Raw genomic sequence first — 25,868 nt, 5'->3', positions numbered from 1 at the left:
GTGGTTACAGTCCCTTCAACAGGTTCAACGCCTCAGCGACCGTGAAGTTACGCTCGTACAGCGCCGTTCCCACAATGGCACCTTCCACGCCGATCCCCGTGAGGCCCGCCAGCGCGCGCAGATCGTCGAGCGAGGAGACCCCGCCGGAGGCGATCACGGGCTTGTCGGTGGCCTCGCAGACCGAGCGCAGCAGGTCCAGGTTCGGGCCCGAGAGCATCCCGTCGCTGTTCACGTCGGTGACGACGTACCGCTCGCAACCGGCGCGCTCGAGGCGCTCCAGGGTCTCGAAGAGCTCGCCGCCCTCGCGGGTCCAGCCGCGCGCGGCGAGGCGCCCGCCCTTGACGTCGAGGCCGATGGCGACGCGGTCGCCGTATTCGCCGCAGATGCGGTCGCACCACTCGGGGTTCTCGAGCGCGGCGGTGCCGATGTTGACGCGGCGGGCCCCGGAGTCCAAGGCGCGCTTGAGGGTCTCGTCGTCGCGGATGCCGCCGGAGATCTCCACCTGCATGTCCACTTTCGACACGACCGTGGCGAGCAGCTCGTGGTTGGTGCCGCGTCCGAAGGCTGCGTCGAGGTCGACGAGGTGCAGCCATTCGGCGCCCTGGCGCTGCCATTCGAGGGCGGCCTCGATCGGGTCGCCGTAGGCCTTGCCGGAACCGGCCACGCCCTGCACGAGCTGGACGGCCTTGCCGCCGGTCACGTCGACGGCCGGAAGAAGCTGAAGTTCGGTCATGACAATCCCTTGATCCAGTTGGACAGCAGCGCGTACCCGGCGTCGCCGGACTTCTCGGGGTGGAACTGGGTGGCGGCCACGGGGCCGCGCTCCACGGCGGCGATGAACGGCTCGTCGTGGGTGCACATCGCGGCCAGCGCGCCGGGCGGCACGGTCTTGGCCGCGTAGGAGTGCACGAAGTAGAACCGCTCAGCGGGGTCGATGCCTGCGAACAGGCGCATGCCCGCGTCGGCTTCGACGGTGTTCCAGCCCATGTGCGGGATGCGCTGGGCCTCGAGGAGTTCAACGCGGCCTTCGAAGACGCCCACACCGCGGGTCTGCACGCCGTGCTCGACGCCCTCCTCGAAGAGGACCTGCTCGCCGACGCAGACGCCGAGGACCGGTGCCCCGGCGGCGGCCCGCTCGCGGATGACGGTGTCGACGCCGTGCTTGAGGATGCCCTCCATGCAGGCGGCGTAGGCGCCCACGCCGGGCACGAAGAGCCCGTCGGCGCGGCGGGCGGCGTCGAGGTCGCTGGTCAGCTCCACGTCGGCGCCCGCGCGCTCCAGGGCGCGGAAGGCTGAGCGGAGGTTGCCCGAGCCGTAGTCGAACAGGGCCACACTTGGTTTCGCCATCAGGTCCCCCTAGCCGTAGATCAGGTACGCGCCGCCGAGGAACGCGGCGACGGCGATGACCGCGACGACGATCGCGGCGGCGAACTTCTCGTTCTTGCGCAGCGAGAGGGACCCGCCGAGGAGGATCCCGGCGAGCGCCATGAGCAGGATCGGCCCGGCGTAGCTCACAGCACGCCCTTGGTGGAGGGGATGTCGGTGCCGTCGATGCGGGTGGCGTACTTCAGGGCCCGCGCGAGGGCCTTGAACTGGGCCTCGATCACGTGGTGCGCGTCGGGCTTCTGGCCGGGGTTGGAGGCGCGGAGCACGGTGACGTGCAGGCAGATCCGGGCGTGGTACGCGAAGGACTCGAGGATGTGGCGGGTCATCGAGGTCGGGTAGTCGGTGCTGATCATCGGCGCGATGTCCATGGGCTCCTCGTGGACCATGTACGGGCGGCCCGAGAGATCGACGACGGCGCGCGCGAGCACTTCGTCGAGGGGCACGGAGGCGTCGGCGAAGCGGACCACGCCGGCCTTGTCGCCCAGGGCCTCGGCGAAGGCCTGGCCGAGGGCGATCGCGGTGTCCTCCATGGTGTGGTGGGCGTCGATGTGCAGGTCGCCCTTGACGGCGATCTTGAGGTCGAAGCCGCCGTGCTTGCCGAGCTGGTGGAGCATGTGGTCGTAGAAGCCGACGCCGGTGGAGATGTCGACGGTCTTCTCGGTGCCGTCGAGGTCGACGTAGACGTCGACGCTGGTCTCGCCGGTGGTGCGGACGATGTGCGCGGTGCGGCTCACGGTTGTTGCTCCTGTTGCTCTTCAGTGGCGCGGTCGAACAGTTCGGGTCGTTGCGCGAGCGCGGTGTCGAAGGCGTCGAGCAGCGCGGTGGTCTCGTCCTCGGTCCCGGCGGTGATCCGGAGGCGGCCGGGGAGGCCGACGTCGCGGATGAGCACGCCCTGGTCGAGGATGGCGTGCCAGACTCCCGCGGCGTCGCGGAGGCCGCCGACGAGCACGAAGTTCGCGTCGGAGTCGGCGACGGGGAGTCCCTTGGCGCGCAGGTTCTTCACGATGCGGTCGCGCTGGTGCTTGAGTTCGTCCACCTCGGCCTGGAGCTGGGCGGCGCACGCGAGCGCGCCGCGCGCGGCGGCCTGGGTGATGCTCGACAGGTGGTACGGCAGGCGCACCAGCAGCAGCTTCTCGACGAGTTCGGGGTCGGCGGCGAGGTAGCCGACGCGGGCCCCGGCGAACGCGAACGCCTTGCTCATGGTGCGGGTGACGACGAGGCGCTGGCGTCCCGCCAAGCGGCCCAAGGCGGTCGAGCGCGGGTCGCGGGCGAACTCGGCGTAGGCCTCGTCGACGATGACGATGCCGCGGGCGGCTTCGTAAGCGGCGTCGATGACGTCGGGTTCGAGCGCGGTCCCGGTCGGGTTGTTCGGCGACACGAGGAAGACCAGGTCCGGGTCGTGCCGCTCGATCGCCTCGCGCACGTACTGCGGGCTGAGCGTGTAGTCGGCCTCGCGCCCGGCGTCGACGAAGGCGGTGCCGGTGCCGCGGGCGAGCAGCGGGTGCATCGAATAGGAGGGCATGAAGCCCAGGACGGTGCGTCCCGGCCCGCCGAAGGCCTGGAGCAGCTGCTGCAGGATCTCGTTGGAGCCGTTGGCGGCCCACACGTGGTCGGCGGTGAGCCCGTGGCCGAGGTACGCGGCGAGGTCGGTGCGCAGCGCGACCGCGTCCCGGTCCGGGTAGCGGTTGAGGCCGCGCAGTTCGCGCCCGATGAACTCGGCGACGACGGCGGCCACCTCGTCGGGGATCGCGAACGCGTTCTCGTTGGTGTTCAACTGCACCGGCACGTCCAGCTGCGGCGCACCGTACGGCGACTGCCCGCGCAGGTCCTCGCGGAGCAGGTTCTCGATCTCGCTCATTTCGCCTCGAATCTGACCGAGACCGCTTCGCCGTGCGAAGGCAGGTCCTCGGAGTTCGCGAACGCGACGACGTCCGCGGCGACGACTTCGAGCGCCTCGCGCGAGTAGTCGATGATGTGGACGCCGCGCAGGAACGTGTGCACGCTCAGCCCGGCCGAGTGGCGCGCGCAGCCGCCCGTGGGCAGCACGTGGTTCGACCCGGCGCAGTAGTCGCCGAGGGAGACCGGCGAGTAGGCGCCCACGAAGATCGCCCCGGCGTTGCGGACGCGCAGCGCCACCTCGCGGGCGTCCGCGGTCTGGATCTCCAGGTGCTCGGCGGCGTAGGCGTCGGCCACGGCCACGGCCTCGTCGATGTCGGCGACGAGGATCGTCCCGGACTGCTCCCCCGCGAGCGCGGTCTGGATGCGCCCGGCGTGGCGGGTGTCCGGCACGCGGCGCACGAGTTCGGCGTCCACCGCGTCGGCCAGGTCGGCCGAGTCGGTGATGAGCACCGAGGCGGCGGCCGGGTCGTGCTCGGCCTGGCTTATCAGATCGGCTGCCACGTGCGCCGGGTCGGCGGTCGCATCGGCGATCACCGCGATCTCGGTGGTCCCGGCTTCGGCGTCGATGCCCACGAGGCCGCGCACGGCCCGCTTCGCGGCGGTGACGTAGATGTTCCCCGGGCCGGTGATCATGTCGACCGGCGCGCACTCATCGGTGCCGTAGGCGAACATGCCGATCGCGGCCGGCCCGCCCACGCTGTAGACCTCGTCGATGCCGAGCATCCCGGCGACGGCGAGGATGCCCTGGTCGGGCAGGCCGTTGTTGTTCTTCTGCGACGGGGAGGCGAGCGCGATCGAGCCGACCCCGGCGATCTGGGCCGGGACGGCGTTCATGATCACGGACGAGGCGAGCACGGCGAGGCCGCCGGGCGCGTACAGGCCCACGCGGTCCACCGGCAGGTACCGCTCGGTGACGGTGCCGCCGGGCGCGACCTCGGTGACGACCTCGGGGAGGCGCTGGGCCTCGTGCGCGGCGCGCACCCGGTCGATGGAGGTCTGGTAGGCGCGGCGCAGGTCCGGGTCGAGCTCCTCGACGGCGGTCTTGATCGCCTCGGCGGGGACCCGCAGGTGCTCCAGGCGCACGTGGTCGAAGCGCTCCACGATCTCCACGACCGCGGCGGTCCCGCGATGCCTGATGTCGTCAATCAGCGGCTGGACCGAGCGCAGGGCCTCGTTGACGTCGAAGGCGGCGCGCGGCATCAGCTCGCGCAGGGCGCGGGCCGAGTAACCGGGTACTTCTCCTGAAAGATCGATGCGTCTGAGCACGGTCCAAGCGTAGTTGCCCGGCTTTCCAGGTCAAAAGGCATACCGCTATTCGGGAGCGTCCGTTCGAAGGCTGGGCCGACGCGACCACCCTGCGCAGACGGTGTAAGTGAAGGTCGCGGCGAGGGCCATGACCGCCAGGGCCCCGAGCTGGAGCGCGTCGAAGGCCGTTGTGAAGTTGCCGACCTTCAGCGCCGCCCACGCCGCGGCGGGGTCGAGCTCGACGAACAGCACCGACGGCGGCCGCCACATGTGGGCGCCCACCGGAGCGCGTTCGACCGAGTCCCAGAACCGCTGCCATTCGTTCGCGCCGATCTTCCAGGCCACCACCTGGCAGCCGATCGAGCCGATCACGAGGCCCAGGAGGAGGATCGGACCGCGGCGTTCGCGCATCGCGGCCCAGGCGACGACCGCCGCGAGGATCCCGAGCGCCAGGCCGATCCCGGCGAACACGAGGTCGCCCTCGACGTAGCCGCTCGGGTAGGTCTCGGTCGAGGCCCAGCCGCCGTCGACCACGACGAACTCGACGCGCGGGGTGAGGATCTGCCACAGCATCGCGGCCGGCAGGCCGATCGCGGTGAGGACGACGGCGAGGATCCCGGCGGCGAGCAGATCGCGCCCGGCGGTCCGCTCCGAGCGCGCACCCCGGCCGTAGAGGCTCGAGGCGGCGCCGCCGTCTGCGGCGCTGCCGCGGGGGTCGGGGCTCACGGCCGCGCCTCCCGCGCCCGCGCCGTCGCCCGGGCGGAGGTTCACAGTGCGTTCGGCGTCGTCAGTCACGCCTGGAATCCTGCCACAGCGGTGCCCGCGCCCGTCAAGGATGTACGGGAGCGAACGGTGCGGAACGCGTCGGTTACAAACCGTCGACAATGGTCGCGGCGGCCTCGAACCACGCCGCGCGCGTCTCCGGGCGCAGCGCCGAGAACTCGATCTTCGCGCCCGGCTCGAGCGACGGGTCGTACGGCACCACCGCGCAGGCGCGGGTGCGCTGCGAGAAGTGCCGCTGGAGGTCGTTCAGGAGCGGCCCCGGGTTCGGGGTCGGCATCGAGAGCAGCGTGACCGCGTTCTTCACCAGGTTGCCGTAGCCGCCCTCCTCGAGGTGGTCGAGCATCCAGTCCGCGGAGAACGCGGCGTCCTCGCGCGGCACCGTGGTGACCACGAGCCGGTCGACCGAGGAGACCACGGTGCGCCAGTTCGGGGACTCCACGTTGTTGCCGGTGTCGATGCAGACGATGCCGTGCGTGCGGGTGAGGATGTCGAGCACCCGCAGCACCGTAGTCGGGTCCAGGCGGCGCTGCAGCTTCGGGTCCTCGTCGCCCGCGAGGACGTCGAAGGAGCCGTCGGAGGAATGGCGGAGGAACTCGTCGAGATGCTCGGGAAGGTGCACCCCGGCGGCCTCGACCTGGTCGAGGTGCTCCACGAGGTGGCGGATGGTGCGGCCGTGGCGGGCCGACCCGGCGCGCAGGCCCAGGGTGCCGCGCAGCTCGTTGTCGTCCCAGGCGATCACGCCGCCGTTGCGGGCCGTGCCCATGGCGGCCGCCGAGAGCACGGTCGCGGTGGTCTTGTGCACGCCGCCCTTGGGGTTGATGAAGGCGATGACGCGGCTGCGGCCCAGGTCGCGGCGCAGGCGCTGCAAAGCGACGGGGCTCGGCTCGGTGTGCTGCGGGCGGCGCGGCTGCGGCGGCAGGCCCTGCTGGGGCGGGCGCACCTGGCCCTGGAGCTGCGCGGCACTCGGCGGCGTCTGCGTCGCCACGGGAGGACGGCGCCCGGCGGTGGGCACCGAGTAGTGCGGCTGGCCGGGCGGCGGACCGACCGGCGGTGACGGCGGATAGGTCTCGCGCGGCGGGGGCGTCGGGGTCTGCTGCGCGCCACCGGCGCGCCCGCGACGGCCCAGCAGCTTCTGCCAACGGGAACCGTCAGACCGGTCGTTGTTCCAAGCTTCGGGCGTGTTCACTCACAACCTCCTCTCGGGCGGACCAAGCTGCGGCTCGCAGCTGCTCTCAAGCCGACTCTCGAGCGTCGCCACCCCGACCGGAATCCATTACCACCCGCGACTATTAGATCACGACGATCCCTCAAGGCCCGTTGCGAATCGCGGGCCTGCGGGGCCCGGGGGTGAGGCGTGCGTTACGCCCGGGGCGACGATGCCGCGAGCGTATGTCCAGTGTCCTTCTGGGGCCCAGTCTAGTGGCTCCCTAGGAGTCGTCTCGCAACCGCGCCAGTGCCAATTCGAGGTCGGCGGGGTAATCACTCGTGAAGGTGACCGTCCGGCCCTGGGTCGGATGCGCGAACTCCAGGCGGAACGCGTGCAGCCACTGGCGGGTCAGGCCCAGCCGCTCGGCCATCGTCGGGTCCGCGCCGTAGGTCATGTCCCCCACGAGCGGATGCCCGAGCGCCGAGAAGTGCACCCGGATCTGGTGGGTCCGGCCGGTCTCCAACCCGATGTCCATGAGGGACGCACCGGGGAAGACCTCGATCGTGTCGTAGTGCGTGACGCTCGGCTTGCCGTCGGCCACCACCGCCCACTTGTAGTCGTGGCGCGGGTGCCGCCCGATCGGGGCGTCGATCGTCCCCGAGAGCGGGTCCGGATGCCCCTGGGCCACCGCGCGGTACCGCTTCGAGACCCGGCGCTCCTTGAAGGCGCGCTTGAGCTCCGAGTACGCGGCCTCGCTCTTCGCGACCACCATCAGGCCCGAGGTGCCCACGTCGAGGCGGTGCACGATCCCCTGCCGCTCATCGGGTCCGTGGCTCGAGATCCGGTACCCGGCGGCCGCGAGACCGCCCGTCACGGTGGGGCCGGTCCAGCCCGGGCTCGGATGCGCCGCGACCCCGACGGGCTTCATGACCACCACGATGTCGTCGTCGTCGAACACCACGTCGAGCCCCTCGACGGGTTCGAACGGCCGCACCAGCAAGTCTTCCGGCGGCGGCGGGAGCACCACGTCGAGCCAGGCCCCGGCGGTCACCCGCTCGGACTTGGTCTGGCACGGCGCCCCGTCGATCTGGACGTCCCCGTCCGCGACCAGCTCGGCGGCCACGCTCCGGGACAGGCCCAGCAGGCGCGAGACGACCTGGTCGATGCGCTGGCCCTCGAAGCCCTCGGGGACCGGCAGCGAGCGCGTCTGGCGCGCGGCCACATCGTTCACGCCGCGGCCTCCTTCTTCTTCTGATCGCTCTTGCGCGATTCGGGCGAGAAGCCGTGCCCGGTCAGCTCGAGCAGCACGATCAGCACCACGCCGCAGCACAGCGCCGAATCGGCGATGTTGAAGATCGGGAACGCCTGGGCGTCGGGCTTGAACACGCTGATGAAGTCGACGACGTGGCCGCGCGCGAAGTCCGGCTCCCGGAAGTACCGGTCGACGAGGTTGCCCGCCGCCCCGCCCAGGACCAGGCCGATCGCGATCGACCACACCGGGTACACGATCCGGGTCGACAGCACGATCAGGAAGACCACCACCACCGAGGCGATGATCGTGAAGATCCACGTGTAGTTCGTGCCGAGGCTGAACGCCGCCCCCGAGTTCCAGGTCAAGTCCAGGTACACGAGACCGCCCAGGATCCGCACCGGATCGGCCGGGTCCAGGTTGGCCTCGGCCAGGTTCTTGGTCCACTGGTCCAGTCCGATCGCGAAGGCCGCTATCAGCAGTGCCGCGATGGTCAGCCCGATACGGCGGACGGGCTTCTTCTCAGGGGTGGTGGGGCCCGGACCTTCAGCGGTTCCGGGCTGCGTGTCCTCGCTCAGCGTCGCTCCTCCAGCTGTTTGCAACCGACGTCGAGGGTAGCGGACGGGAACGCGGCCAACCGCGCCGCCGGGATCGGTTTACCGCACTTCTCACAGAAGCCGTAAGTGCCTTCGTCGAGGCGTTCGAGCGCGTGGCTGACCTGCCGGATGCGCTCGGAGAGCGAATCGGCCACCGCCACCTCGTGCTCGTGCTCGACGGTCTTGGAACCGGAGTCGACCTGGTCGTCCCCGGCGGTGTCGCTCAACCGCTCGCGCTGGGCGAGGGTGATCGAGTCGCTGTACCGCTGCTGCTCCTCGACCAGCTCGTCCAACCGCTCCTTCAGCGCGGCGCGCAGCTCGGCCTGCTCGCTCTCGGTGCGCAGCTGCAGGGCGTCGGCCTCCTCGGCGGCGGGCGGCGCCTGCTCCGCGGTCTTCTTCGCCGCGGCCTTCTTGGCCGTCTGCTTCGCCGCGCTCGCGGTCGCCGGTTTCGCGGCCGCCTTCTTCACCGCCGTCTTCTTGGCCGGAGCCTTCTTGACCGCTTTCTTCGCGGCCTGCTTCTGGGTCTTCTTCGCTGGACTCATGACGCGCCTCTGGAGGGGTATGTCGGCTCGGGTTCCGGTGGCGTCAGAGCACGGCGGCGCCGCTCTGGCGGCCCGCATCGGGTGTTCGGCATGGCGGCTCCCGAAATCGCGTACTCGTGACGGCCTCGTCGAAACGAGGACAATGCGCGCCAGGCCCCGCCGAGGCGGGTACCTGCCGCGCAATTAAGCACACAGGATACGCAAGTCCTGCAAGTAGGTCAATTACTTCGAGAACTTGTGTCCGGACTGCGCGTCACCGCGAACGGGAGTCGCGAGGGCCGCGAGCAAAGCAATCCCTTGCCGGAATGAGCCGGTCAGCGGCCGGCGGTCGGCACCAGGAGCAGCCGCGACACCGGCTCGCACATCGCGCACGGGGTGAAGCCCAGTTCCAGGGCCTCGGAGACCGCGAGCGGCTCGTGGTCGCGCCCGGAGAGGTGCGCGCACGCGGAGTGGTGGAAGCGGGGGCGGCCGTCGACGACCGCGACCTCGGTGTCCAGCCGCATGAGGGCCGCGGACTCGATGCTCGACATGCGCTGCTCGGTCGGCTCGTCGGTCGTGGACTCCGGGGCGCGGTGGCGGTTGACGACCTCGCCGCCGCGGGACTGGCGCGGCGGCACGTCCTCGAACCGGATCTCGGGGTCGCGGTCCACCGCGTAGTCCGTGGGTTCGAAGACCCGGCCTTCGATGAGCGGCATCTCGGTGGTCGGCGTGTCGTCCAGCCCGATCCTGCGGAACTGCCGGGTGTCGTCATCGTCGAGGCCCCTCGGCCCGCGCGTCCCCGAGGACGATCGCGAACCGCGGCGCTGCCCGGCCCGGTCCGGAGCCACGCGGGGGCGCTTGGCGCCCCGGCCGCGAATCCCGACGTACAGGGCCACGCCGGCGGCCAGGCTCGCCGCGATGGACGAGACCAGCAACTGGTCGTTCCCGGTGATCATGCCAGTGACCAGCAAGACCGCCGCGGTGACGAGGATCAGCAGGCTGCTGGCGATCACGTCGATTCCTCCCCTGCGCGCGGGTAGCGGGGCCCTCGCGCGGTCCGACGCGGCCCCCTGCGGGGACCGCGGCATCGTTGAAGCATGGTGCGGCGGTGAGGGCTGCGGTTCTACCCGCGCCCTCACCCGCTCAACCATGATTAACGAGGCGATCCCCGTTCAGGTTATGGCTCGGCGCGACCATTCTGCGGTGCACCGGAACCCAACCGGAGGAGTTGTCCCGGGGAGGAGCGGGAGGGGTTACCCGCGCCCGCCCTGCATCACGAACGCGGACCTGCCATTGGTGCGCTCGTTCGGAGGCGTCTGCTGCGGGGCCTCTTCGAAGCCCTCGTCCTCGGCACGGCCCTGCTGGCCGTTGAGGTCGCGCAGCTGGCTCTCGAGGTAGAGCTTCAGTCGAGTGCGGTACTCGCGCTCGAAGGTCTTCAGCTCCTCGATGTTCTTCAGCAGCGACGAACGGGAGTCCTCCAGCTGGCCGATGACCTTCTGGCGCTCCTGCTCGGCTTCCATCTCCATGCGCTCGGCCTTGTCGCGGGCCTGGCCCACCAGGTCCTCGGCCGCGGCGCGCGACTCGGTGACCAGGGACTCGGACTCGCGCTGGGCGTCGGTCAGGAGGGCCTTGGACTCGCGCTGAGCCTCGGCCATCATCGACTTCGACTCGCGCTGCGCCTGCGAGACCATCGTCTGCGCCTCGCGCTGGGCCTCGGTGACCATCGACTGGGCCTCGCGCTGCGCCTCGCCGAGCACGGTGTCGGCCTCCCGGCGGGAGTCCTCCAGGTGCTCGTCGGCGGTGCGCTGGGCGACCATCAGGAGACGCAGGGCCTCCTGCTCGCCGCCGCCGGCGGGTGCCGAAGCCTGCTGCTCCGGACCGCGCTGGGCCAGTTCCTGCTGGAGCTGCTGCGCCTGCTGCTGCGCGGCCACCATCTGCTGGTGCATCTCGTGCAGTTCGGCGTCGAGCTCCTGGAGCTGCTGCTCCATGGCGTGCTTCTCACGCTGCACTCGGTCGAGTGCGGCGGCCATCTCGGCGTGGTCGGCGGCCCCAGGGGGAGCGCCGGCGCGGAGACTCTCGAGCTGTGCGCGAAGTTCGCCGTTCTCATCGCTGAGGCGCGCGAGCTCTCGCTCCACCTCATCGAGGAAACCGTCGACCTCGTCCTCGTCGTATCCGCGCTTCCCGAGCATGGGTTTCTTGAACGTGACGTTGTGAACGTCGGCTGGGGTCAGCGGCATTCGAAACTCCTTCTCAGCTGTTCGCCTGGCGCACAAGGCCACTCAACACGATAACCGTGCCTCGCACCCCCGCCTGGAACTGCTAGACGATGAGGTTCCTGATGACAACGTCCATCAGGATCCACACGCCGATGAGCAGCGCCAGGAACGCCAGATCAATCGATACAGTACCAAGCCTGAGAGTCGGAATCACCTTCCTCAACCCCTTCAGGGGAGGGTCGGTCACGCTGTAGACCGTCTCAAGCAGGGCCGCGGACTTCGGTCCGGGCTCCCAGCGGCGGGAGAACTGCACCACGACGCTGCACACCAGACGGGCCAGGAGGAAGAGGTAGAAAGCGAAGAGCGCCAGATAGATGAGCTGCAGTGCCAGGTTCACGGTTCGCAGTGTATCCCTCGGATCAGGGCTGGTTGAAGAACCCGCCCTCGGCGATCTTGGCCTTGTCCTCCGCCGTCACTTGCACATGCGGCGGCGAGAGCAAGAACACGCGATTGGTCACCCGCTCGAACGACCCCCGGGTGCCGAAGATGAGTCCGGCCGCGAAGTCGACCAAGCGCTTCGCGTCGGCCTCCTCCATCTCCGAGAGGTTCATGATGACCGGGGTGCCGTCGCGGTAGCGCTCGCCGATCGTCCGCGCCTCGTTGTACGTGGTCGGGTGCAGCGTCGTGATCCGGTAGTTCGCGTGCGACTCCTCCTCCGCCGGCACCGGCCGCACCGTGGCGGGCTCGGCGAGCGCGAGGTTGTCCCGCGTCAAGGTCTCGCGGACACCGGTTTCGCGGCCGCCCTCCCGGGAGGACAGCGGGGTCACCGAGCCGGAGCCGCGGTTGAGCTGTCGGACGGGACGGTCCTCGGACGCGGTCCGGCCGACCCGGCCGGTGGTGCGCTGCGCGCCCCGCACCCGCTGGGGTGCCGCCGTCTGCTGCTCCTCGGCGAACTCGTCGTTTTCCTCGTAGCCGTTGCCGTAGCCGCGATCGTCCTCGTCCTCGATGAGGCCGAGCCAGATGCCTGCCTTCCGCATCGCGCCCATCGATCGTGCTCCCTCCTCGGGCCGCCCCTGTTGAGTCAGGTACGCGGTCTCATCCTAGCGCCGACTCCTTACACGGAGGTGATTTTGCCCGACTAGTCAACCGTCATCGTGCGGCTGTTTGTCCCACTGCTGCCCCACACCTTACGCCATCGATTCACGTTCGCCGAGCACGTTTCTTCCCAGTCTGACCATTGTGGCCCCCGCGAAGATCGCGGTCCGGTAGTCGCCGCTCATGCCCGCCGATATCTCGGTCGCGCCGGGGTCGACACGCTGTACGGTTTCGGAGCAACGGGCAAGCAGCGCAAAGGCTTCGGCCGGTTCCCAGCCGAGCGGCGCGACGGCCATGACGCCTTTGAGGGTGAGCGCGGGGGCGGCGGCGATCGTCTCGGCGAGTGCCGCGAGGTCCGCGACGGGCGTGCCGCCGCGGGCGGTGTCGCCGTCGAGACTCACCTGAATGAGTGCGTTCAGGCTGCGGCCGTGGGCGCTCGCGGCGTTGCCGAGGGCGGTCGCGAGGGGGGCGCGGTCGACGGAGTGCACCCAGTCGGCGTAGGCGGCGACGGACTTCGCCTTGTTGCGCTGGAGCTGTCCGACGAAGTGCCACACGGGATGCAGCCCGGCGGCGGCGAGTGCGGCGGCCTTCGGCGCGGCCTCCTGGTCGCGGTTCTCGCCGAGGTCGGCCTGGCCGAGTTCGACGAGCGCGGCCGCGTCGGCGGCGGGAAAGGTCTTGGTGACGGCGATGAGGCGGACCGAGTCCGGGGAGCGGCCGGCGTCCGAGCAGGCGGCAGCGATGGCCTCGCGCGTCCGGTTGAGGTTGTCCCGCAACTGGTCTCGGCGCGGCTGGGTGGTCAAGATCGAAGGTCCTAGCAGTTGTGGGGTGGGCTTCGGGCGCAACTGGTTCATGGCACGCGAGCTTCGCCGCTTAGCAATTGCATGGCTCGCAAGTATCGCCACACGGCGAATTCACGGCTCGCAAGCTGCTCCGAGCGCCGACGGCCGCCGAGACGAGTGCGTCCCGACGGTCCGCCGCCGCTAGAAGCCGTCTTTCAGGAAGGCCGGAACGTCGACGTCGTCGAACAGGACCTTGCCGTTGCTCGACTCGCGCTCGGGTTCGGGCTTGGTCTCGCGCACCGGCTCGGGCTTCTGCTCGGGCAGTGACGAGATCCGGGTCGGCTGGGCCAGTTCGAATTCGGCCTCGTCCTCGACGTCGAACCCGGCGGCGATCACGGTCACGCGGGCCTCTTCGCCGAGGGCGTCGTCGATGACCGCGCCGAAGATGATGTTCGCGTCGGTGTGGGCGCAGTCGGAGACGAGCTCGGCCGCGTCGTTGATCTCGAACAGGCCGAGATCCGAACCGCCCGCGATGGAGAGGAGCACGCCGCGTGCGCCTTCCATGCTCTGCTCCAGCAGCGGCGACTCGATCGCGGCGCGGGCGGCTTCGACGGCGCGGTTCTCACCGCGGGCCGAGCCGATGCCCATGAGCGCCGAACCCGCTCCGCTCATGACGCTCTTGACGTCAGCGAAGTCGAGGTTGATGAGGCCGGGCGTGGTGATGAGGTCCGTGATGCCCTGGACACCGGAGAGCAGTACCTGGTCGGCGAGGCGGAACGCGTCCATCATGGAGATGGAGCGGTCGCCGAGGTGCAGCAGCCGGTCGTTGGGGATGACGATGAGCGTGTCGCACTCGTTGCGCAGATCGTCTATTCCCGAGACCGCCTGGGTCTGGCGGCGCTTGCCTTCGAAGGCGAACGGCCGGGTGACCACGCCGATCGTGAGCGCGCCGAGCTTGCGGGCGATGTTGGCGATGACGGGCGCGCCACCGGTGCCGGTGCCGCCGCCCTCACCGCAGGTCACGAACACCATGTCCGCTCCCTTGAGGACTTCCTCGATCTCGTCGCGGTGGTCCTCGCAGGCCTTCGCCCCCACTTCGGGGTTGGCGCCCGCGCCGAGACCGCGGGTCAGTTCGCGGCCCACGTCGAGCTTGACGTCGGCGTCGCTCATCAAGAGCGCCTGCGCATCGGTGTTGATCGCGATGAACTCGACGCCTTTGAGGCCCGCCTCGATCATCCGGTTGACAGCATTGACGCCGCCGCCCCCGACTCCAACGACTTTGATCACGGCGAGGTAGTTGTGCGGTGGTGTCATCGCTGCTGCCTTCCTTCCCCTTCGGCCCTGGGTACGGCAAACGGGATGTGCGCGCACACCCGCTCCCCCCTTAACGCTAACTCACAGTGGGGGCATCTGGTGCGCTGACATCGACATGTTCATACCCCCCGGCCAACAATCGATCGGCGACCTCGGCTTTCTGCTCGCTTTCGGAACCGTCGCCCCATCGGAGCGTCCGTCCATCTTCGAGATACAGGGTGACGCTCGCGGGGGACGGCGACTCCACGTGTTCGACCTCTTCGGCGAGGTCGGGCGGGAGTGCCTGCAGCACTATGAGGGTCTCGATCGTCGCCAGGTCGTCCGGTCCCGGCTCGGCGAGCTCGACCCTCCAAATAGATCCGGGAGCGGTCGAGGTCTCGTCGAATACCACACCTTCGGAATCGACCATGAGAAAAGTCTCGTCATCCACCGGAACGGCCAAATACGGCTCGCGTTCGGTGACGGCGACGCGCAGCGCGTCGGGCCACGCGCGGGTGACGTCGACGGACTTGACGGGCGCGAGCTTCGCGACGGCCGCGGCGATCGCGTCGAGGTCGGCGCCGAGCACGGAGTCCCCCACCGCGTCCCGGCCGAGCGCGGCCACCTCGTCGGCGGAGAGCACCGAGGTCCCGGTGACCTCGATTCGCTTCACCTCGAACAGCGGTGTGGTCCAGACGATCACGAAGGCCAGCGCGAGCAGCGCGAGCACGCTGATCGAGATCCACCGCAGCCTTCGGTTGGGCAGCTTGCGGCGCGCCACGTGGACGAGCCGCCAGGGCCCGGGTTCGGACGTGTTCTCTGGGCCGCGCATGGGTCGATGATTCCACGTCTCGGCCGTTCGGCGGTGGCGGCTCGCCCGGCCCTTCGGCTAAGGTAAGGCAAACCTTATCTAAGAGGAGGAGTGCCGCGTGGCGACGCAGACCGAGCCAGAGACCGAGTCCACCGTTCGGCCGTTCGAGCTGTTCCCCGTGGCAGTGCGGGCGATCCGGCGGTTGAGCCCCTCCTTCATACGGGTCACGTTCGCGGGCGCGACGCTGCGGCACTTCGCCGACAACGGCTACGACCAGCGCTTCAAGCTCATCTTCCCGGCCGCGGCCTGCGGCTTCGACAAGATGCCCACGAGCGAGCGCTGGTACTCGGAGCTGCGCGCCCTCCCCGAGGAGGAGCAGTGCGGGGTCCGCACCTATACGGTGCGCGCCGTCCGCCGCGCGGCCGGCGAGGTCGACGTCGACATGGTCGTGCACGAGGCGCACAGCGAGGACGAGTGCGGCCCGGCGCTGCGCTGGCTCCGCGATGCCGCTGTGGGCGACGAGATCCTGCTGCTCGGCCCTGACGCGCGCTGGGAGGGCCCGCACGGAGGCGTCGACTTCCACGCCCCCGAGGGTGCGGAGCTCCTCATCGCGGGCGACGAGACGGCGGCCCCCGCGATCGCCGCGATCCTCGAGGACCTCCCGATCACCGCGCGGGGCAAGGCGTTCATCGAAGTTCCCGAGGCGGCGGACGTACTCGACATCGACGCGCCGGAGGATGTCGAGGTGGTGTGGCTGCCGCGCGAGGGCGCGGTGTGGGGCGAGAAGCTGGTCCCGGCGGTGACCGAGGCGGCCCGCGGCATGGACTTCGCGAAGTCGGGGCAGTTCGAGGAGAACGAGGACGAGATGATCTGGGAGGCACCGCAGGCGGTCGACCAGAGCGACGCGTACGTGTGGATCGCGGCCGAGACCGGCGTCGTCAAGACCCTCCGCTTCACCGTCCGCAAGGAGCTCGGCCTGCCGAAGGAGTGCGGGGCGTTCATGGGCTACTGGCGCAACGGCAAGGCCTGGGACTAGCCGCTCAGAGCTTCGCGGCGAAGGCCGCGGTGTCGAGCTCGAAGTCGAACGGTTCGGGGAGTCGAAGCGGCTCACCGAACTCCACGGTGGTGCGGGTCCGGTAACCGCGCTCGGGTGACGGGTCCGAGTAGGCCGTGAGGGTCCGGTCGTGCATGTCCGCCAGGACGTGCACTGGGACGCCTCCGCGTCCGTACACGTCGAGTTTCGGGCCCAGGTCGTACGGGCGGCTCGCCTCGGTGGTGAGGGTCAGCGCCAGGGCGAGCGCCTCGCCGGGCACCGTGACCGCGTCGGGTTCGGCCAGTTCCGGGTCGTAGACGTAGCAGTCCGGTCCGAGCGCCGCTTCGAGGTCGGGGAAGCGGAACCGGGCCGGGGCGGTGAAGATCTCGTGGCCTTTCGGCAGGTGCTCTTCGAGCTGGCGGCTGACGGCGCGCATCCGCTTGGCGTAGAACGCGGGTTTCCAGGGGGCGACGACGATCGCGCCGCCGAAGACCTCGGCGCTGAGCCCGTCGGGCAGGTCCAGTTTGGCGGCGACCTGGAGCAGGTGCTCGAATCCCTCGTCAAACATCGGCACCTCGCTGGGCGGGTACGGCGAACGCCGAGGTGTCGAGGTCGAAGTCGAACGGCGGGGGCACGCGCACCGGCTCGCCGAAGGCCACCGTGTTCCGGGTCCGGTAGCCGCGGTCGGGCGAAGGGTCGGAGTGGACGATGAGCACCCGGTCCTTCATGTCGAAGAGCAGGTAGACCGGGATGCCGCTGCGTCCGTATATCGCGGTCTTGCGGCCGCGGTCGTTGTCGCGGGTCGCGTTCGAGGTCATTTCGGCGACGAGCCAGAGCGCCTCGCAGGGTGCGGCCGCGGCATCGGTCTCGAGCAGCGCCTCGTCGACGACGTAGATGTCGGGGCCGAGGGCGCCCCGGCCGGGGAACATGAACAGGAAGGGCTCGCCGCCCGCGTCGCAGCCTTCGGGGAGGTGGGGTTCGAGCTGCCGGATCACCGATCGCATCTTGCTGCGGTAGTGGGTCTTCGACCACGGCGACACGACGATGTTCCCTCCGAAGACCTCGACACGTTGTCCGCCAGCGGGGTTCAATTCACTGGCTGTCGCCATAAGGTAACTGGTTTCACTGCTGGGATCAACCGTCGCTCTGGTCCGGCCGCCCGACTCGAGGAGAGTGATGACCATCGATTCGCCTCCTTCCGTTCAAGCAGTCTTAACTATAGGTCAGCAGGGGTTTCCGGGCACCCGCGCAGCGGCGCGGGCGCGTGCCGAAAGCAGTCCGACTTCCGACACCGGACCTGGTGGCGAACGGGCCGAACGGATCGGGAGGGTTCACGCGAACGAGGGGGTGCCCGGTTCGTATTCGCTGACGAAGTCGCGGTGGACCCACAGGTACTTGTCGAGGTCCTGGACCCGTTCGAGCCCGCCGAAGCCGGGGTCGACCTTCTCCAGGAACGCGTGCAGGCGGCGCAGTTCCGCCCCCGAGCGGCCGTCGGAGGCCATCCACGCCTTCTCCTCGGCGGCGTTGGCCGCCGTGTCGCTGAACTCGGCGATGGTCTTGAAGGACTCCTCGGCCAGTTCCAGGTGCCCCTCGATGGCCTCCTGGTCGAAGGCGGGCACGAGCAGGTCGAGGGCGGCCGCGCCGCCGGGGAGAACGGTGGACCACAGGACCTTGAGCGTGCGCTTGATCCAAGGGGCCGAACGGATCAGCCAGTCGCGCGGCATGTCGATGTCGTAGACGCCGCTGGAGGGGTCGCCGTCGAGGACGTACAGCGGCATCCGGGAGTGCTCGCACCACAGGACCACGCGGACGCCGACGTGGGTGAGCCGCTGGTGCCACGCCTGCCGGTCGCGCAGCTCCACCGTGTAGAAGCGGGGGCCGCGGCTGGCCTCGTCGGAGACCAGCTGGATCAGCTTCTGGATCTCGCGGTGGGTCATGGTCCACCGCTCGATCTGGTCGGCCTCGGCCGCGCCCGCACGGCGCACCAGGTCGGCGAAGTCGACGACCGGCGCGGGAACCCGCGGATCCGCTCGTTCCGGTTCGCGGCCGCCCGGTCCGTCGCCGGGGCCGCGGTGGACGAGGGCGTCGATCGGGACGTCGGCCCAGCAGCGGCGGCACTCGGCGTACCGCTTCCCGGTCCGGCGGCGGGTGAGCAGCCGCTCGAGGCCGAACAGGCCCGTCTGGGAGCGTTCGGGGTCGAGGCACTGCGCGCCGCACGGCACGAGCCGCTTGAGGCGGAAGCCCGGCCACAACTCGCCCACGTAGTCCTCGAGGTCCCGGATGAACTCGTGCATGAACTGGTCGGGGTAGAGGGCCTTGACCGCGACCCGGAGCCGCTGCCCTTCGATGCGGATCAGCGCGCGCGAATATGGGTCGGGCTGGATGACGAAGCCGTGGTGCCAGTGGACGCTGTCCTCGAACCGCTCGCGCCCGAGCGAGCGGCGGTGCCATCGGACGATGAGCTGGTGCAGCAGGCCCTCGGGGATGCCCTTGGCGCCGTTGGCGTCCAGGAACTCGCACAGTTGCGCGTCCTCGGTGAGGCCGGCGCCGAAGGCGTCCCACACCTCGCCCAGGGACGGCGGGGCCTCGTCGACGAGCTGCGCGATGAGGCTGCTCGAGGGGCGGCCCGGCGCTTCGGCGATGCGGTAGGAGATGTCGTACTTCTCCATGAGCCGCAAGAGGGCGGGGTGGAACTTGGGGTCGTAGCGCAGCCGCTGCGGCCGCTCCGGGTCGTCCCAGAGCTCGCGCAGGCGGCGGTGCTCGACGAGGCCGTGACGGGCGGCGGTCCCGGCGTCGTCCAGGACGAGGCTGATCGCGGTGCTGAGCCAGTCGCCCTTGAGGACGACGATCGCGTCGAGGCCGCTGATCTCCGGATAGTGGATCCAGTAGCCGAGTTCCGTGGCGATCCGCGCGAGCGCCGCGGCCGCCTCCTCGTCGAGGCCGTGGTCGGCCGCGCGGGCCAGGTAGTCGGCGTATTCGAGGTACGACTCGCCGCTCTCGACGAGCGAGCGGCGCAGGTCGCGCCATCCGGCGGGGACTTCGCGGTGGATCTGCGGCATGGCGGCGGCCGAACGCCACAGGGCGCGTTTGAGCCCCTCGATGCCGGTGCCGGTGGCGCTGTCGACGAAATGGAACCCGCCGATGAGGTCGCCGTGCTCCTCGAACAGGGACGCCTGATCGATCCGGGGGTGCTGGCCGTCGAGATCGGCATGGGTGGCGACGATGTGGATCGTGACGTGCTCGTCCCCCGCGCGGCGGCGGATCAGGTTGATCCAGTAGTCGACGAAGCCCTGCATGGGCCCCTGGCGGGCCTTCCAGACCACGAGGTAGACCGACGGCGCGGTGAAGAACAGCTGGTGGGTGGGGCGGTAGACCCGCTGGCCGCCGAAGTCCCAGGCGTTCAAGGTGATGCCCGCCGCCGGGTCCTCCTCGGGCCCGGCGACCGCGAGGGTCTTGACCTCGATGCCGTGCGTGGAGCCGCGCGCGGGGTCGAACGCTTCGCCGCGCATCGCGGCCAGGAGCGAGCTCTTGCCGACCTCGCCTTCGCCGACCAGCACGAGTTTGGCCTCGCGGAAGTCCGTTCCGGCGGTCTCGACGCCTGCCATGAACTCCGCCAGCGCGTGCCGGCCGGCGGCGGCCGCCGCCCGCAGTTCGGGCGGCAGCAGGTTGCCCTCCATGTAGAGCCCGGCGAGGTTCTCCAGCCTGGTGATGGAGCGGGGCAGCGTGCTGAGTCGGTTGCCTTCGAGGTCGAGGCGAACGAGTTCGGTGAGGTCGCCGATGGATTCGGGGAGGGCCTGGAAGCGGTTGCGGGTCAGGTCGAGGCGGCCCAGGCGGGTGAGGAGCGCGATCGAGTCGGGGAGGGTGGTGAGGCGGTTGCGTTCGAGTCCGAGGTGGACGAGGTTCGCGAGGCGGCCGATGGTCTCGGGGAGGGCGGTGAGTCCGTTGCGCGACAGGTCGAGGCGGGTGAGTCCGGCGAGTGCGGTCACGGGCTCGGGGAGGGCGTCGAGGCGGTTGTCGCCGATGTCGAGGCGGGTGAGGGCGCTCAGCCGGGCGGTGGACGCGGGCAGGTCGGTGAGCTGGTTGCGGTAGAGGTCGAGCCTGGCGAGGCGGGTGAGGCGGCCGATGGAGCCGGGGAGGGCGGTGACCCCGTTCATGTCGAGGTCGAGCCGGGTGAGGGAGGCGAGGTTCCCGATCGACGCGGGGAGGGCCGTGAGCTGGTTGTCGCCGAGGTTGAGTTCGCTGAGGCGCTCGAGGTTCCCGATCGAGTCGGGCAGGACGGTGAGGCGGTTGCCGTAGAGGTTGAGGCGTTCGAGCCCGGTGAGCTCGCCGATCCATTCGGGGAGGCGGGCGAGTCCGTTGACGGAGAGGTCGAGGGACTTGAGGTGTTCGAGGCCCGCCACGGATTCGGGGACGGCGGTGAGGTTCTGCCGGGAGAGGTCGAGGGTCGTGCTGCCGGTGCGTCTCGCTTCCGCGATCCGTCTTCTGGCGCTCATCGCTGGGGTTCACCTGCCGGAGAAGAGAAGGCGTTGACCCCGGCCATCCTACCGCCCGGTTGCGACACTCCGGTGTCGCTCGATAGCGGTGCGTGCGAGGCGGAACGGGCCCGCTCGGCGAGCGGGCCCGTTCGCCGTGCTAGCGCAGGAGGTCGTCCGGCATGAGCTGGACGGGCGGGGCGCCCATGGTGACGACCACGTCGCCTTCGGCCGCGAGCGCCTTGACGGCGGCGGGCACGTCGTCCCATTCGGGGACGAAGGCCTTGTCGGCGTCGGAGAGGTCGACGGCGTCCAGGAGTGCCTGGCCGCCTTGGCCTTCGGGGACCGTCTCGCCGGGTCCGAAGATCTCCATCACGACCGCCTTGTCCGCCAGGGAGAGCGCTTCGGCGATGCCCTCGCGCATCTCGATGGTGCGGTAGACGCGGTAGGGCATGAAGACCACGATGAGCTTGCCGGGCGCGGCGACCTCTTTGAGGGTCTTGATGGCCTCGGTCATCGCGGTCGGGTGGTAGGCGTATTCGTCGAAGACCGCGTACCCGTCCTTCTCGCCGCGCTTCTCGAAGCGGCGCTTGACGCCGCCGAACGCGGCGATGCCGGCGGCGATCGCGTCCGGTTCGAGGCCGACGTACAGGCCGGTGGCGATCGCGGCGGCCGAGTTGAGCGCGATGTGCTTGCCGGGCATCGGCAGGTGGAATCGGCCGAGCAGCTGGTTGTGCGCGAGCACGGTGTAGTCGACGCCGTCCTTGGTGGACTCGACCTCGCCGAGCTGGATGTCGGCGCCGTCCGAGAAGCCGTACGTGGCGACGGTGCGGCCCTCGGCGCGGAGCTTCTTGGCGAGTGCGAGCGTGCCGGGGTTGTCGGCGCAGAGGACGAGGAGCCCGTCCTTGTCCGTGTTGCGGCAGAAGCGCTCGAAGGCCTCCGTGAGGCTTTCCATGTCGCCGTAGGTGTTCAGGTGGTCGACGTCGATGTTGGTGACGATGCCGATCTCGGGCCGGAAGCGCAGGAACGAGCGGTCCGACTCGTCGGCCTCGGCCACGAAGTACTCGCCGGTGCCGTGGGCGCCGGTATGGGCGCCGATGTTCTCGCCGCCGTTCACATAGGACGGATCGAGTCCGGCGTGGGCGAGCATCTGCGAGATGATCGCGGTCGTGGTGGTCTTGCCGTGGGTGCCGGTGACGACGATCGAGCGGCGGCCGGTCATCGCGGCGGCCAGCGCCTCGGAGCGGTGGTAGACGCGGATGCCGCGCCTGCGGGCCTCGGCCACTTCGAGGTGCTCGTCGTTGTGCGCGGTCGAGCGGACGACCGTGTCGATGCCGTCGAGGTTGGCGACCACGTGCTCGCGGTGGAGTGTGACGCCGAGGCGTTCGAGCTCGGGCAGGCTCGGCCAGTCCTTCAGCTCGGAGCCGGAGACGGGCAGTCCGCGCGTGGCGTAGAGCCGGGTGAGGCCGTTCATGCCGACGCCGCCGACGCCGATGAACAGCGTGCGGCCGAGGTCTTCCGCCGTGATGCCCTCGTCGATCGGGCTCGTCAGGTCGTTGGGGTCGTCGCTCATGCCTGCTCCAGCACCTTCAGTGTGTAGTTGCGCAGCGCCTCGTCGCCGGTGCGGCTGCCGAACGCGGCCGAGGCCCGGGACATCGCCGCGACCCGGTGCGGGTCGGTGATGACCGGGATGAGGTTGGCCTCGATCCACGAGGGGTTGAGGTTCTCGTCGTCGCAGAACATCGCGCCGCCGGCGTCCACGACGGGCCCGGCGTTGCGGTACTGCTCCTTGTTGCCCCAGGGCATCGGGACGAAGACGGTGGGCACGCCGAGCGCGGAGACCTCCGCGACGGTCATGGAGCCGCCGCGGGCGAGCACCATGTCGGCGGCGGCGTATCCGAGGTCCATGCGGTCGAGGTAGGGCAGGGTCCGGTACGGGACGGGCAGGCCCTCGGGGATGTGGATGGGCTCCTCGCGGCGGGCGCCGGTGATGTGCAGGACCTGGACGCCGCGGTGCGTGAGCGCCCCGGCCGCGCCGGAGACGGCGTTGTTGATCGAGGCCGCGCCCTGCGAGCCGCCGTAGACGAACAGGACGGGGCGCCGCGGGTCGAGCCCGAAGTACTGGCAGGCCTGGGCGCGCATGGCGTGCCGGTCGAGGTGGGCGATCTCCGGCCGCAGGGGCACGCCGGTGATGGTGCCGTCGGCGAGGATCGGCGAGGCCTGCGGGAGGTGGGGGAAGCCGAGGGCGAGGTTGTCGCTGAACTTGAGCGCCATCTTGTTGGCGACCCCGGGCGGGTCGTTGAACTCGAAGATGACCATGGGGGTCTTGCGGCGCCACGCGGCGAGGTAGGCGGGGACGGCGACGTAGCCGCCGAAGCCGACCACGACGTCCGCCTGGACCTCGTCCATGATGTCGCGGGTGGCCTTCATGGCCTTGAGCATCCGCGGCGCGGTGAGGAGCAGGTCGAGGTTGATCTTGCGCGGCAGCTGGTGGGCCGGGACGTTGCGCAGGTCGTAGCCCGCCTTGGGGATGAGGTCGTTCTCCAGGCCCTTCTCGGTGCCGAGGCAGGTGACGCGGACGTGCGGGTCGTGACGGCGCAGGCAGTCGGCGTAGGCCAGGAGCGGGTAGATGTGGCCGCCGGTGCCGCCGCCGGCGAGGACGACCGATCGAAGCTGAGGCAACGTCATGTCTTTCTGGTCGTAGTTTTCTTCTTGGTGGGCTCCGAGTCGGACTCGGAGCGGGGTGCGGGCGGCAGGGGGGCCCACAGCAAGCGTACGAGACGCGAGGGATTGCGAGCCCGCAGCGCCGTGGCTGCGTCGGGTTCGGCACGCGCGAACCCGGCGAGCATCCCGACCGCCGCGAGGATGACGACCAGCGCCGTGCCGCCGTCGGAGATGAACGGCAGCGGCACCCCGGTCATGGGGATGAGGCCGAGCACGCCGCCGATGTTGATGAAGGCCTGGCCCGCGATCCAGATGGTGACGCCCGCGGCGACGAGCGCCCGGAACGGGTCGTCGGAGCGCCGCGCGATGCGGAAGCCGGTGTAGACGAGCACGGCGAACAGCGCCAGGATCACCAGGCACCCGACGACGCCGAGCTCCTCGGCGATGAGCGCGAAGATGAAGTCGTTGTGGCCGTTGGGGAGCCAGTCCCATTTCTGGCGGCTCTCGCCGAGGCCGAGGCCGAACCAGCCGCCGTCGGCGATCGCGTAGTAGCCCTGGATGGCCTGGTAGCCCCAGCTGTCGGCGAAGTCCTCGGGCCGCGAGAACGAGATGATGCGCTGCATCCGGTAGCCCTCGAACGCGATGAGGACCGCGGAGCCGAGCAGGCCCATGGCGACGAGCACGCCGAGGATGCGCAGCGGCACCCCCGAGGCCCACAGGAGGCCGAGGAACATCGCCAGGATGATGAGCATCGTGCCGAGGTCGGCGTAGCCGATGATGATGAGCAGGAGCCCGGCGATGGGGAACATCGGGATCGCGAGATCGCGCCAGGACGCGATGCGCGGGCCGAGGCGCACCAGCGAATCGGCGGCCCACAGGAGCAGCGCGAACTTGGCGATCTCGGCGGGCTGGAACTGGAAGGGCCCCAGGTCGATCCACAACTGGTCGGTGGCGAGGCCGCCGGTGGAGTCGCCTCCGGCGGCCTCCTGCTGCTTCTGGCGGATCGACATGACGACCAGGACGAGGCCGAGCAGGATCGCCACGACCAGGAGCGGGCGCGACACGGCCCGGTAGGTGCGCGAGGGGAGGCGCTGGGCGACCCAGAAGCAGACGAGGCCGACCACGGCCCAGACGACCTGCTGGAGGATCACCGCGAACGCGTTCCCGGTCGCCTCGTAGGACTCGACCATGGTGGCCGAGAAGACCATCACGAGGCCGATGGTGAGCAGCAGTGCCGAGGAGGAGAGCAGCAGGTAGTACGAGGCCAGCGGCCGGTCGAGCAGACCGCGCAGCAGCTCGGTGAACCCGCTCCTCACTCGGCCTCACCCTCGATCAGGGCGCGTGCGGCGGCGGCGAACGCGTCGCCGCGGTGCGCGTAGGAGGTGAACATGTCGTAGGAGGCCCCGGCCGGGGAGAGCAGCACCGTGTCCCCCGGTTCGGCCAGTGCCGCGGCGTGCGAGGCGACTTCGGTCATCACCGCATCGTCCCGGCCGTCGAGCACGACCACGGGGAGGCCGGGGGCGTGTCGCGCCAGCGCGTCGGCCACGAGGGCGCGGTCCTGTCCGATGAGGACGGCGCCGCGCATCTTCGGGGCGTACTGGGCGACGAGGCCGTCGACGTCGACCCCTTTGAGCTGGCCGCCCGCGACCCACACGATCGAGTCGTAGGAGGCGAGCGCGGCCGCCGCGGCGTGCGGGTTGGTGGCCTTGGAGTCGTCGACCCAGGTGACGCCGCCGTGCTCGACCAGCGTGACGTTGCGGTGCGGTTCGGGCACGTACTTGCGCAGGGCGTCGCCGATGTCGGCGTGGGCGACCCCGACCTGGCGGGCGAGCGCCGCCGCCGCGAGGGCGTTGGCGACGTTGTGCCACCCGGCGGGGTGCACGTCGTCGACCGAGCAGATCTGCACCGGCTCGGGGCCGGTGTAGTCGACCAGGAATCCCAGGGCCACCCCGAACTGCCCGCGCTCGGGGTGGTTGAGGGTGAACCCGGTGGCCTCGGCGTCGGTGTGCTTGGCGAGGGCGACCACGGACGGGTCGTCGAGGTTGACGACGGCCTGCCCGCCTCGCCAGACCGCGGCCTTGGCCTCGGCGTAGGCGTCGAAGCTGCCGTGCCAGTCGAGGTGGTCGGGCGCGAGGTTGAGCACCGCCCCGGCGGTCGGGGCGAGCTCGGAGGACCAGTGGAGCTGGTAGCTGGAGAGCTCGACGGCGATCACGTCGAAGGGGCCGTTGGCGGCGTGCACGAGCGGGACGCCGATGTTGCCGAGCGCGGCGGTGCGAAGACCGGCGGTCTCGAGCATCGCGGCGAGCATCGTGGTGGTCGTGGTCTTGCCGTTGGTGCCGGTGACGGCGAGCCAGCGGGCGGCGCCGGGTCCGCGCAGCCGCCAGGCGAGTTCGGGTTCGGAGAACGTCTCGATCCCGGCTTCCCCTGCGGCCTTGGCGATCGGGTGGTGCGGCGGGAAGCCCGGGGAGAGCACCACCTGCTCGACGCCCGCGAGGAGCGCGGGGTCGAACTCGTCGGCGACCACGCACCTCGCGCCGCGCGCGGCGAGCTCGCGCATCCGCTCGGAGTCGGTTCGGTCGTAGACGGTGACCGTGGCGCCGCGGTCGAGCAGCACGTCGGCGCAGGCGGCACCGGCGACGCGGGCGCCCGCGACGAGTACGTTGTCGGCGATCCTCACCC

At 70.3% G+C, this 25,868-nt stretch carries 25 protein-coding genes and 1 pseudogene; 1 reads left to right on the top strand and 25 read right to left on the bottom strand.

All coding sequences use genetic code 11. From position 1 onward, the window contains the following. Nucleotides 1–4 precede the first annotated feature (4 nt). The 18 genes and pseudogenes from priA to O1R50_RS00550 form a co-directional block, all read right to left on the bottom strand. Nucleotides 5–733: a bifunctional 1-(5-phosphoribosyl)-5-((5-phosphoribosylamino)methylideneamino)imidazole-4-carboxamide isomerase/phosphoribosylanthranilate isomerase PriA gene (priA, locus tag O1R50_RS00635; protein ID WP_270107886.1), complete on the bottom strand. Its 729-nt coding sequence runs from the start codon at nucleotides 731–733 to the stop codon at nucleotides 5–7. Next, nucleotides 730–1,347 (bottom strand): imidazole glycerol phosphate synthase subunit HisH, encoded by a 618-nt coding sequence (hisH, locus tag O1R50_RS00630; RefSeq protein WP_270107885.1) that lies wholly within the window; start codon nucleotides 1,345–1,347, stop codon nucleotides 730–732. The genes priA and hisH overlap by 4 nt, the downstream gene beginning before the upstream one ends. Nucleotides 1,348–1,356: 9 nt before the next feature. Beyond that, a complete protein-coding gene (locus O1R50_RS00625) occupies nucleotides 1,357–1,515 on the bottom strand; it encodes a hypothetical protein (RefSeq protein WP_270107884.1) in 159 nt (52 codons plus the stop codon). Beyond that, entirely contained in the window at nucleotides 1,512–2,120 is a 609-nt protein-coding gene (hisB, locus tag O1R50_RS00620) for an imidazoleglycerol-phosphate dehydratase HisB (RefSeq protein WP_270107883.1), read from the bottom strand. The genes O1R50_RS00625 and hisB overlap by 4 nt, the downstream gene beginning before the upstream one ends. Next, nucleotides 2,117–3,244 carry a histidinol-phosphate transaminase gene (locus O1R50_RS00615; RefSeq protein ID WP_270107882.1) on the bottom strand — a complete coding sequence of 376 codons (1,128 nt, stop codon included), beginning with the start codon at nucleotides 3,242–3,244 and terminating at the stop codon, nucleotides 2,117–2,119. The genes hisB and O1R50_RS00615 overlap by 4 nt, the downstream gene beginning before the upstream one ends. Continuing rightward, nucleotides 3,241–4,551, bottom strand: coding sequence for a histidinol dehydrogenase (hisD, locus tag O1R50_RS00610; protein ID WP_270107881.1), 1,311 nt, complete (start codon nucleotides 4,549–4,551; stop codon nucleotides 3,241–3,243). The genes O1R50_RS00615 and hisD overlap by 4 nt, the downstream gene beginning before the upstream one ends. A 45-nt stretch (nucleotides 4,552–4,596) precedes the next feature. Further along, complete coding sequence (locus tag O1R50_RS00605) at nucleotides 4,597–5,325, bottom strand: DUF2567 domain-containing protein (RefSeq protein WP_270107880.1); 729 nt, start codon at nucleotides 5,323–5,325, stop codon at nucleotides 4,597–4,599. Between the two features lie 73 nt (nucleotides 5,326–5,398). Continuing rightward, entirely contained in the window at nucleotides 5,399–6,499 is a 1,101-nt protein-coding gene (locus O1R50_RS00600) for a MinD/ParA family ATP-binding protein (RefSeq protein ID WP_270107879.1), read from the bottom strand. A 241-nt stretch (nucleotides 6,500–6,740) separates the two neighbouring features. Beyond that, complete coding sequence (locus O1R50_RS00595) at nucleotides 6,741–7,682, bottom strand: RluA family pseudouridine synthase (RefSeq protein ID WP_408612565.1); 942 nt, start codon at nucleotides 7,680–7,682, stop codon at nucleotides 6,741–6,743. Between the two features lie 5 nt (nucleotides 7,683–7,687). Further along, nucleotides 7,688–8,311 (bottom strand): signal peptidase II, encoded by a 624-nt coding sequence (gene lspA / locus O1R50_RS00590; RefSeq protein ID WP_270107877.1) that lies wholly within the window; start codon nucleotides 8,309–8,311, stop codon nucleotides 7,688–7,690. Next, the gene (locus O1R50_RS00585; RefSeq protein ID WP_270107876.1) at nucleotides 8,284–8,847 is read right to left on the bottom strand and encodes a TraR/DksA family transcriptional regulator; all 564 of its coding nucleotides are present in this window, start codon (nucleotides 8,845–8,847) and stop codon (nucleotides 8,284–8,286) included. Before O1R50_RS00585 ends, lspA begins: the two co-directional genes overlap by 28 nt. A 314-nt stretch (nucleotides 8,848–9,161) precedes the next feature. Next, nucleotides 9,162–9,839, bottom strand: a complete 678-nt coding sequence (locus O1R50_RS00580; protein ID WP_270107875.1) for a hypothetical protein — start codon at nucleotides 9,837–9,839, stop codon at nucleotides 9,162–9,164. Between the two features lie 240 nt (nucleotides 9,840–10,079). Next, nucleotides 10,080–11,063: a DivIVA domain-containing protein gene (locus O1R50_RS00575; RefSeq protein ID WP_270107874.1), complete on the bottom strand. Its 984-nt coding sequence runs from the start codon at nucleotides 11,061–11,063 to the stop codon at nucleotides 10,080–10,082. Nucleotides 11,064–11,145: 82 nt separating this feature from the next. Continuing rightward, entirely contained in the window at nucleotides 11,146–11,439 is a 294-nt protein-coding gene (locus tag O1R50_RS00570) for a YggT family protein (RefSeq protein ID WP_205323966.1), read from the bottom strand. Between the two features lie 22 nt (nucleotides 11,440–11,461). After that, nucleotides 11,462–12,088, bottom strand: coding sequence for a cell division protein SepF (locus O1R50_RS00565; RefSeq protein ID WP_270107873.1), 627 nt, complete (start codon nucleotides 12,086–12,088; stop codon nucleotides 11,462–11,464). 141 nt (nucleotides 12,089–12,229) lie between these two features. Continuing rightward, a complete protein-coding gene (locus O1R50_RS00560) occupies nucleotides 12,230–12,937 on the bottom strand; it encodes a YggS family pyridoxal phosphate-dependent enzyme (RefSeq protein WP_270107872.1) in 708 nt (235 codons plus the stop codon). A 347-nt stretch (nucleotides 12,938–13,284) separates the two neighbouring features. Beyond that, nucleotides 13,285–14,230: pseudogene (gene ftsZ / locus O1R50_RS00555) on the bottom strand (cell division protein FtsZ); the annotation flags it as partial. A 76-nt stretch (nucleotides 14,231–14,306) separates the two neighbouring features. Beyond that, the gene (locus tag O1R50_RS00550) at nucleotides 14,307–15,041 is read right to left on the bottom strand and encodes a cell division protein FtsQ/DivIB (protein ID WP_270107870.1); all 735 of its coding nucleotides are present in this window, start codon (nucleotides 15,039–15,041) and stop codon (nucleotides 14,307–14,309) included. Nucleotides 15,042–15,138: 97 nt separating this feature from the next. Here O1R50_RS00550 and O1R50_RS00545 point away from each other — a divergent pair, with 97 nt between their 5' ends. Then, on the top strand, nucleotides 15,139–16,056 hold the full coding sequence (locus O1R50_RS00545; protein ID WP_270107869.1) for a siderophore-interacting protein: 918 nt from the start codon (nucleotides 15,139–15,141) through the stop codon (nucleotides 16,054–16,056). A gap of 4 nt (nucleotides 16,057–16,060) precedes the next feature. Here O1R50_RS00545 and O1R50_RS00540 read toward each other — a convergent pair whose 3' ends face one another. From O1R50_RS00540 to murD, 7 genes are all read right to left on the bottom strand, one after another. Further along, the gene (locus tag O1R50_RS00540; protein ID WP_270107868.1) at nucleotides 16,061–16,621 is read right to left on the bottom strand and encodes a Uma2 family endonuclease; all 561 of its coding nucleotides are present in this window, start codon (nucleotides 16,619–16,621) and stop codon (nucleotides 16,061–16,063) included. Continuing rightward, on the bottom strand, nucleotides 16,614–17,162 hold the full coding sequence (locus tag O1R50_RS00535; protein WP_270107867.1) for a Uma2 family endonuclease: 549 nt from the start codon (nucleotides 17,160–17,162) through the stop codon (nucleotides 16,614–16,616). The genes O1R50_RS00540 and O1R50_RS00535 overlap by 8 nt, the downstream gene beginning before the upstream one ends. A 222-nt stretch (nucleotides 17,163–17,384) precedes the next feature. Beyond that, entirely contained in the window at nucleotides 17,385–20,546 is a 3,162-nt protein-coding gene (locus tag O1R50_RS00530) for a COR domain-containing protein (RefSeq protein ID WP_270107866.1), read from the bottom strand. Between the two features lie 139 nt (nucleotides 20,547–20,685). Continuing rightward, a complete protein-coding gene (gene murC / locus O1R50_RS00525; protein ID WP_270107865.1) occupies nucleotides 20,686–22,098 on the bottom strand; it encodes a UDP-N-acetylmuramate--L-alanine ligase in 1,413 nt (470 codons plus the stop codon). Next, on the bottom strand, nucleotides 22,095–23,207 hold the full coding sequence (locus tag O1R50_RS00520) for a UDP-N-acetylglucosamine--N-acetylmuramyl-(pentapeptide) pyrophosphoryl-undecaprenol N-acetylglucosamine transferase (protein WP_408612564.1): 1,113 nt from the start codon (nucleotides 23,205–23,207) through the stop codon (nucleotides 22,095–22,097). The genes murC and O1R50_RS00520 overlap by 4 nt, the downstream gene beginning before the upstream one ends. A gap of 2 nt (nucleotides 23,208–23,209) precedes the next feature. After that, the gene (gene ftsW, locus O1R50_RS00515) at nucleotides 23,210–24,505 is read right to left on the bottom strand and encodes a putative lipid II flippase FtsW (protein ID WP_270107863.1); all 1,296 of its coding nucleotides are present in this window, start codon (nucleotides 24,503–24,505) and stop codon (nucleotides 23,210–23,212) included. Further along, nucleotides 24,502–25,866 carry a UDP-N-acetylmuramoyl-L-alanine--D-glutamate ligase gene (gene murD / locus O1R50_RS00510; RefSeq protein ID WP_270107862.1) on the bottom strand — a complete coding sequence of 455 codons (1,365 nt, stop codon included), beginning with the start codon at nucleotides 25,864–25,866 and terminating at the stop codon, nucleotides 24,502–24,504. The genes ftsW and murD overlap by 4 nt, the downstream gene beginning before the upstream one ends. Nucleotides 25,867–25,868: the final 2 nt, after the last annotated feature.

Origin of the sequence: Glycomyces luteolus, assembly GCF_027622875.1 — a bacterium.
Taxonomy (GTDB): domain Bacteria; phylum Actinomycetota; class Actinomycetes; order Mycobacteriales; family Micromonosporaceae; genus Glycomyces; species Glycomyces luteolus.
Note: the sequence above shows the minus strand (reverse complement) of the source record. Positions and strands in the feature narration are given on the sequence as shown.

What these genes read in the sequence shown, in the direction of transcription:
- O1R50_RS00615 (WP_270107882.1), bottom strand. Translation starts at nt 3,244, where the DNA reads ATGAGCGAGATCGAGAACCTGCTCCGCGAGGACCTGCGCGGGCAGTCG.
- O1R50_RS00540 (WP_270107868.1), bottom strand. Translation starts at nt 16,621, where the DNA reads ATGTTTGACGAGGGATTCGAGCACCTGCTCCAGGTCGCCGCCAAACTG.
- O1R50_RS00535 (WP_270107867.1), bottom strand. Translation starts at nt 17,162, where the DNA reads ATGGCGACAGCCAGTGAATTGAACCCCGCTGGCGGACAACGTGTCGAG.
- hisH (WP_270107885.1), bottom strand. Translation starts at nt 1,347, where the DNA reads ATGGCGAAACCAAGTGTGGCCCTGTTCGACTACGGCTCGGGCAACCTC.
- priA (WP_270107886.1), bottom strand. Translation starts at nt 733, where the DNA reads ATGACCGAACTTCAGCTTCTTCCGGCCGTCGACGTGACCGGCGGCAAG.
- O1R50_RS00530 (WP_270107866.1), bottom strand. Translation starts at nt 20,546, where the DNA reads ATGAGCGCCAGAAGACGGATCGCGGAAGCGAGACGCACCGGCAGCACG.
- O1R50_RS00565 (WP_270107873.1), bottom strand. Translation starts at nt 12,088, where the DNA reads ATGGGCGCGATGCGGAAGGCAGGCATCTGGCTCGGCCTCATCGAGGAC.
- O1R50_RS00575 (WP_270107874.1), bottom strand. Translation starts at nt 11,063, where the DNA reads ATGCCGCTGACCCCAGCCGACGTTCACAACGTCACGTTCAAGAAACCC.
- murC (WP_270107865.1), bottom strand. Translation starts at nt 22,098, where the DNA reads ATGAGCGACGACCCCAACGACCTGACGAGCCCGATCGACGAGGGCATC.
- O1R50_RS00550 (WP_270107870.1), bottom strand. Translation starts at nt 15,041, where the DNA reads ATGCGCGGCCCAGAGAACACGTCCGAACCCGGGCCCTGGCGGCTCGTC.
- O1R50_RS00585 (WP_270107876.1), bottom strand. Translation starts at nt 8,847, where the DNA reads ATGAGTCCAGCGAAGAAGACCCAGAAGCAGGCCGCGAAGAAAGCGGTC.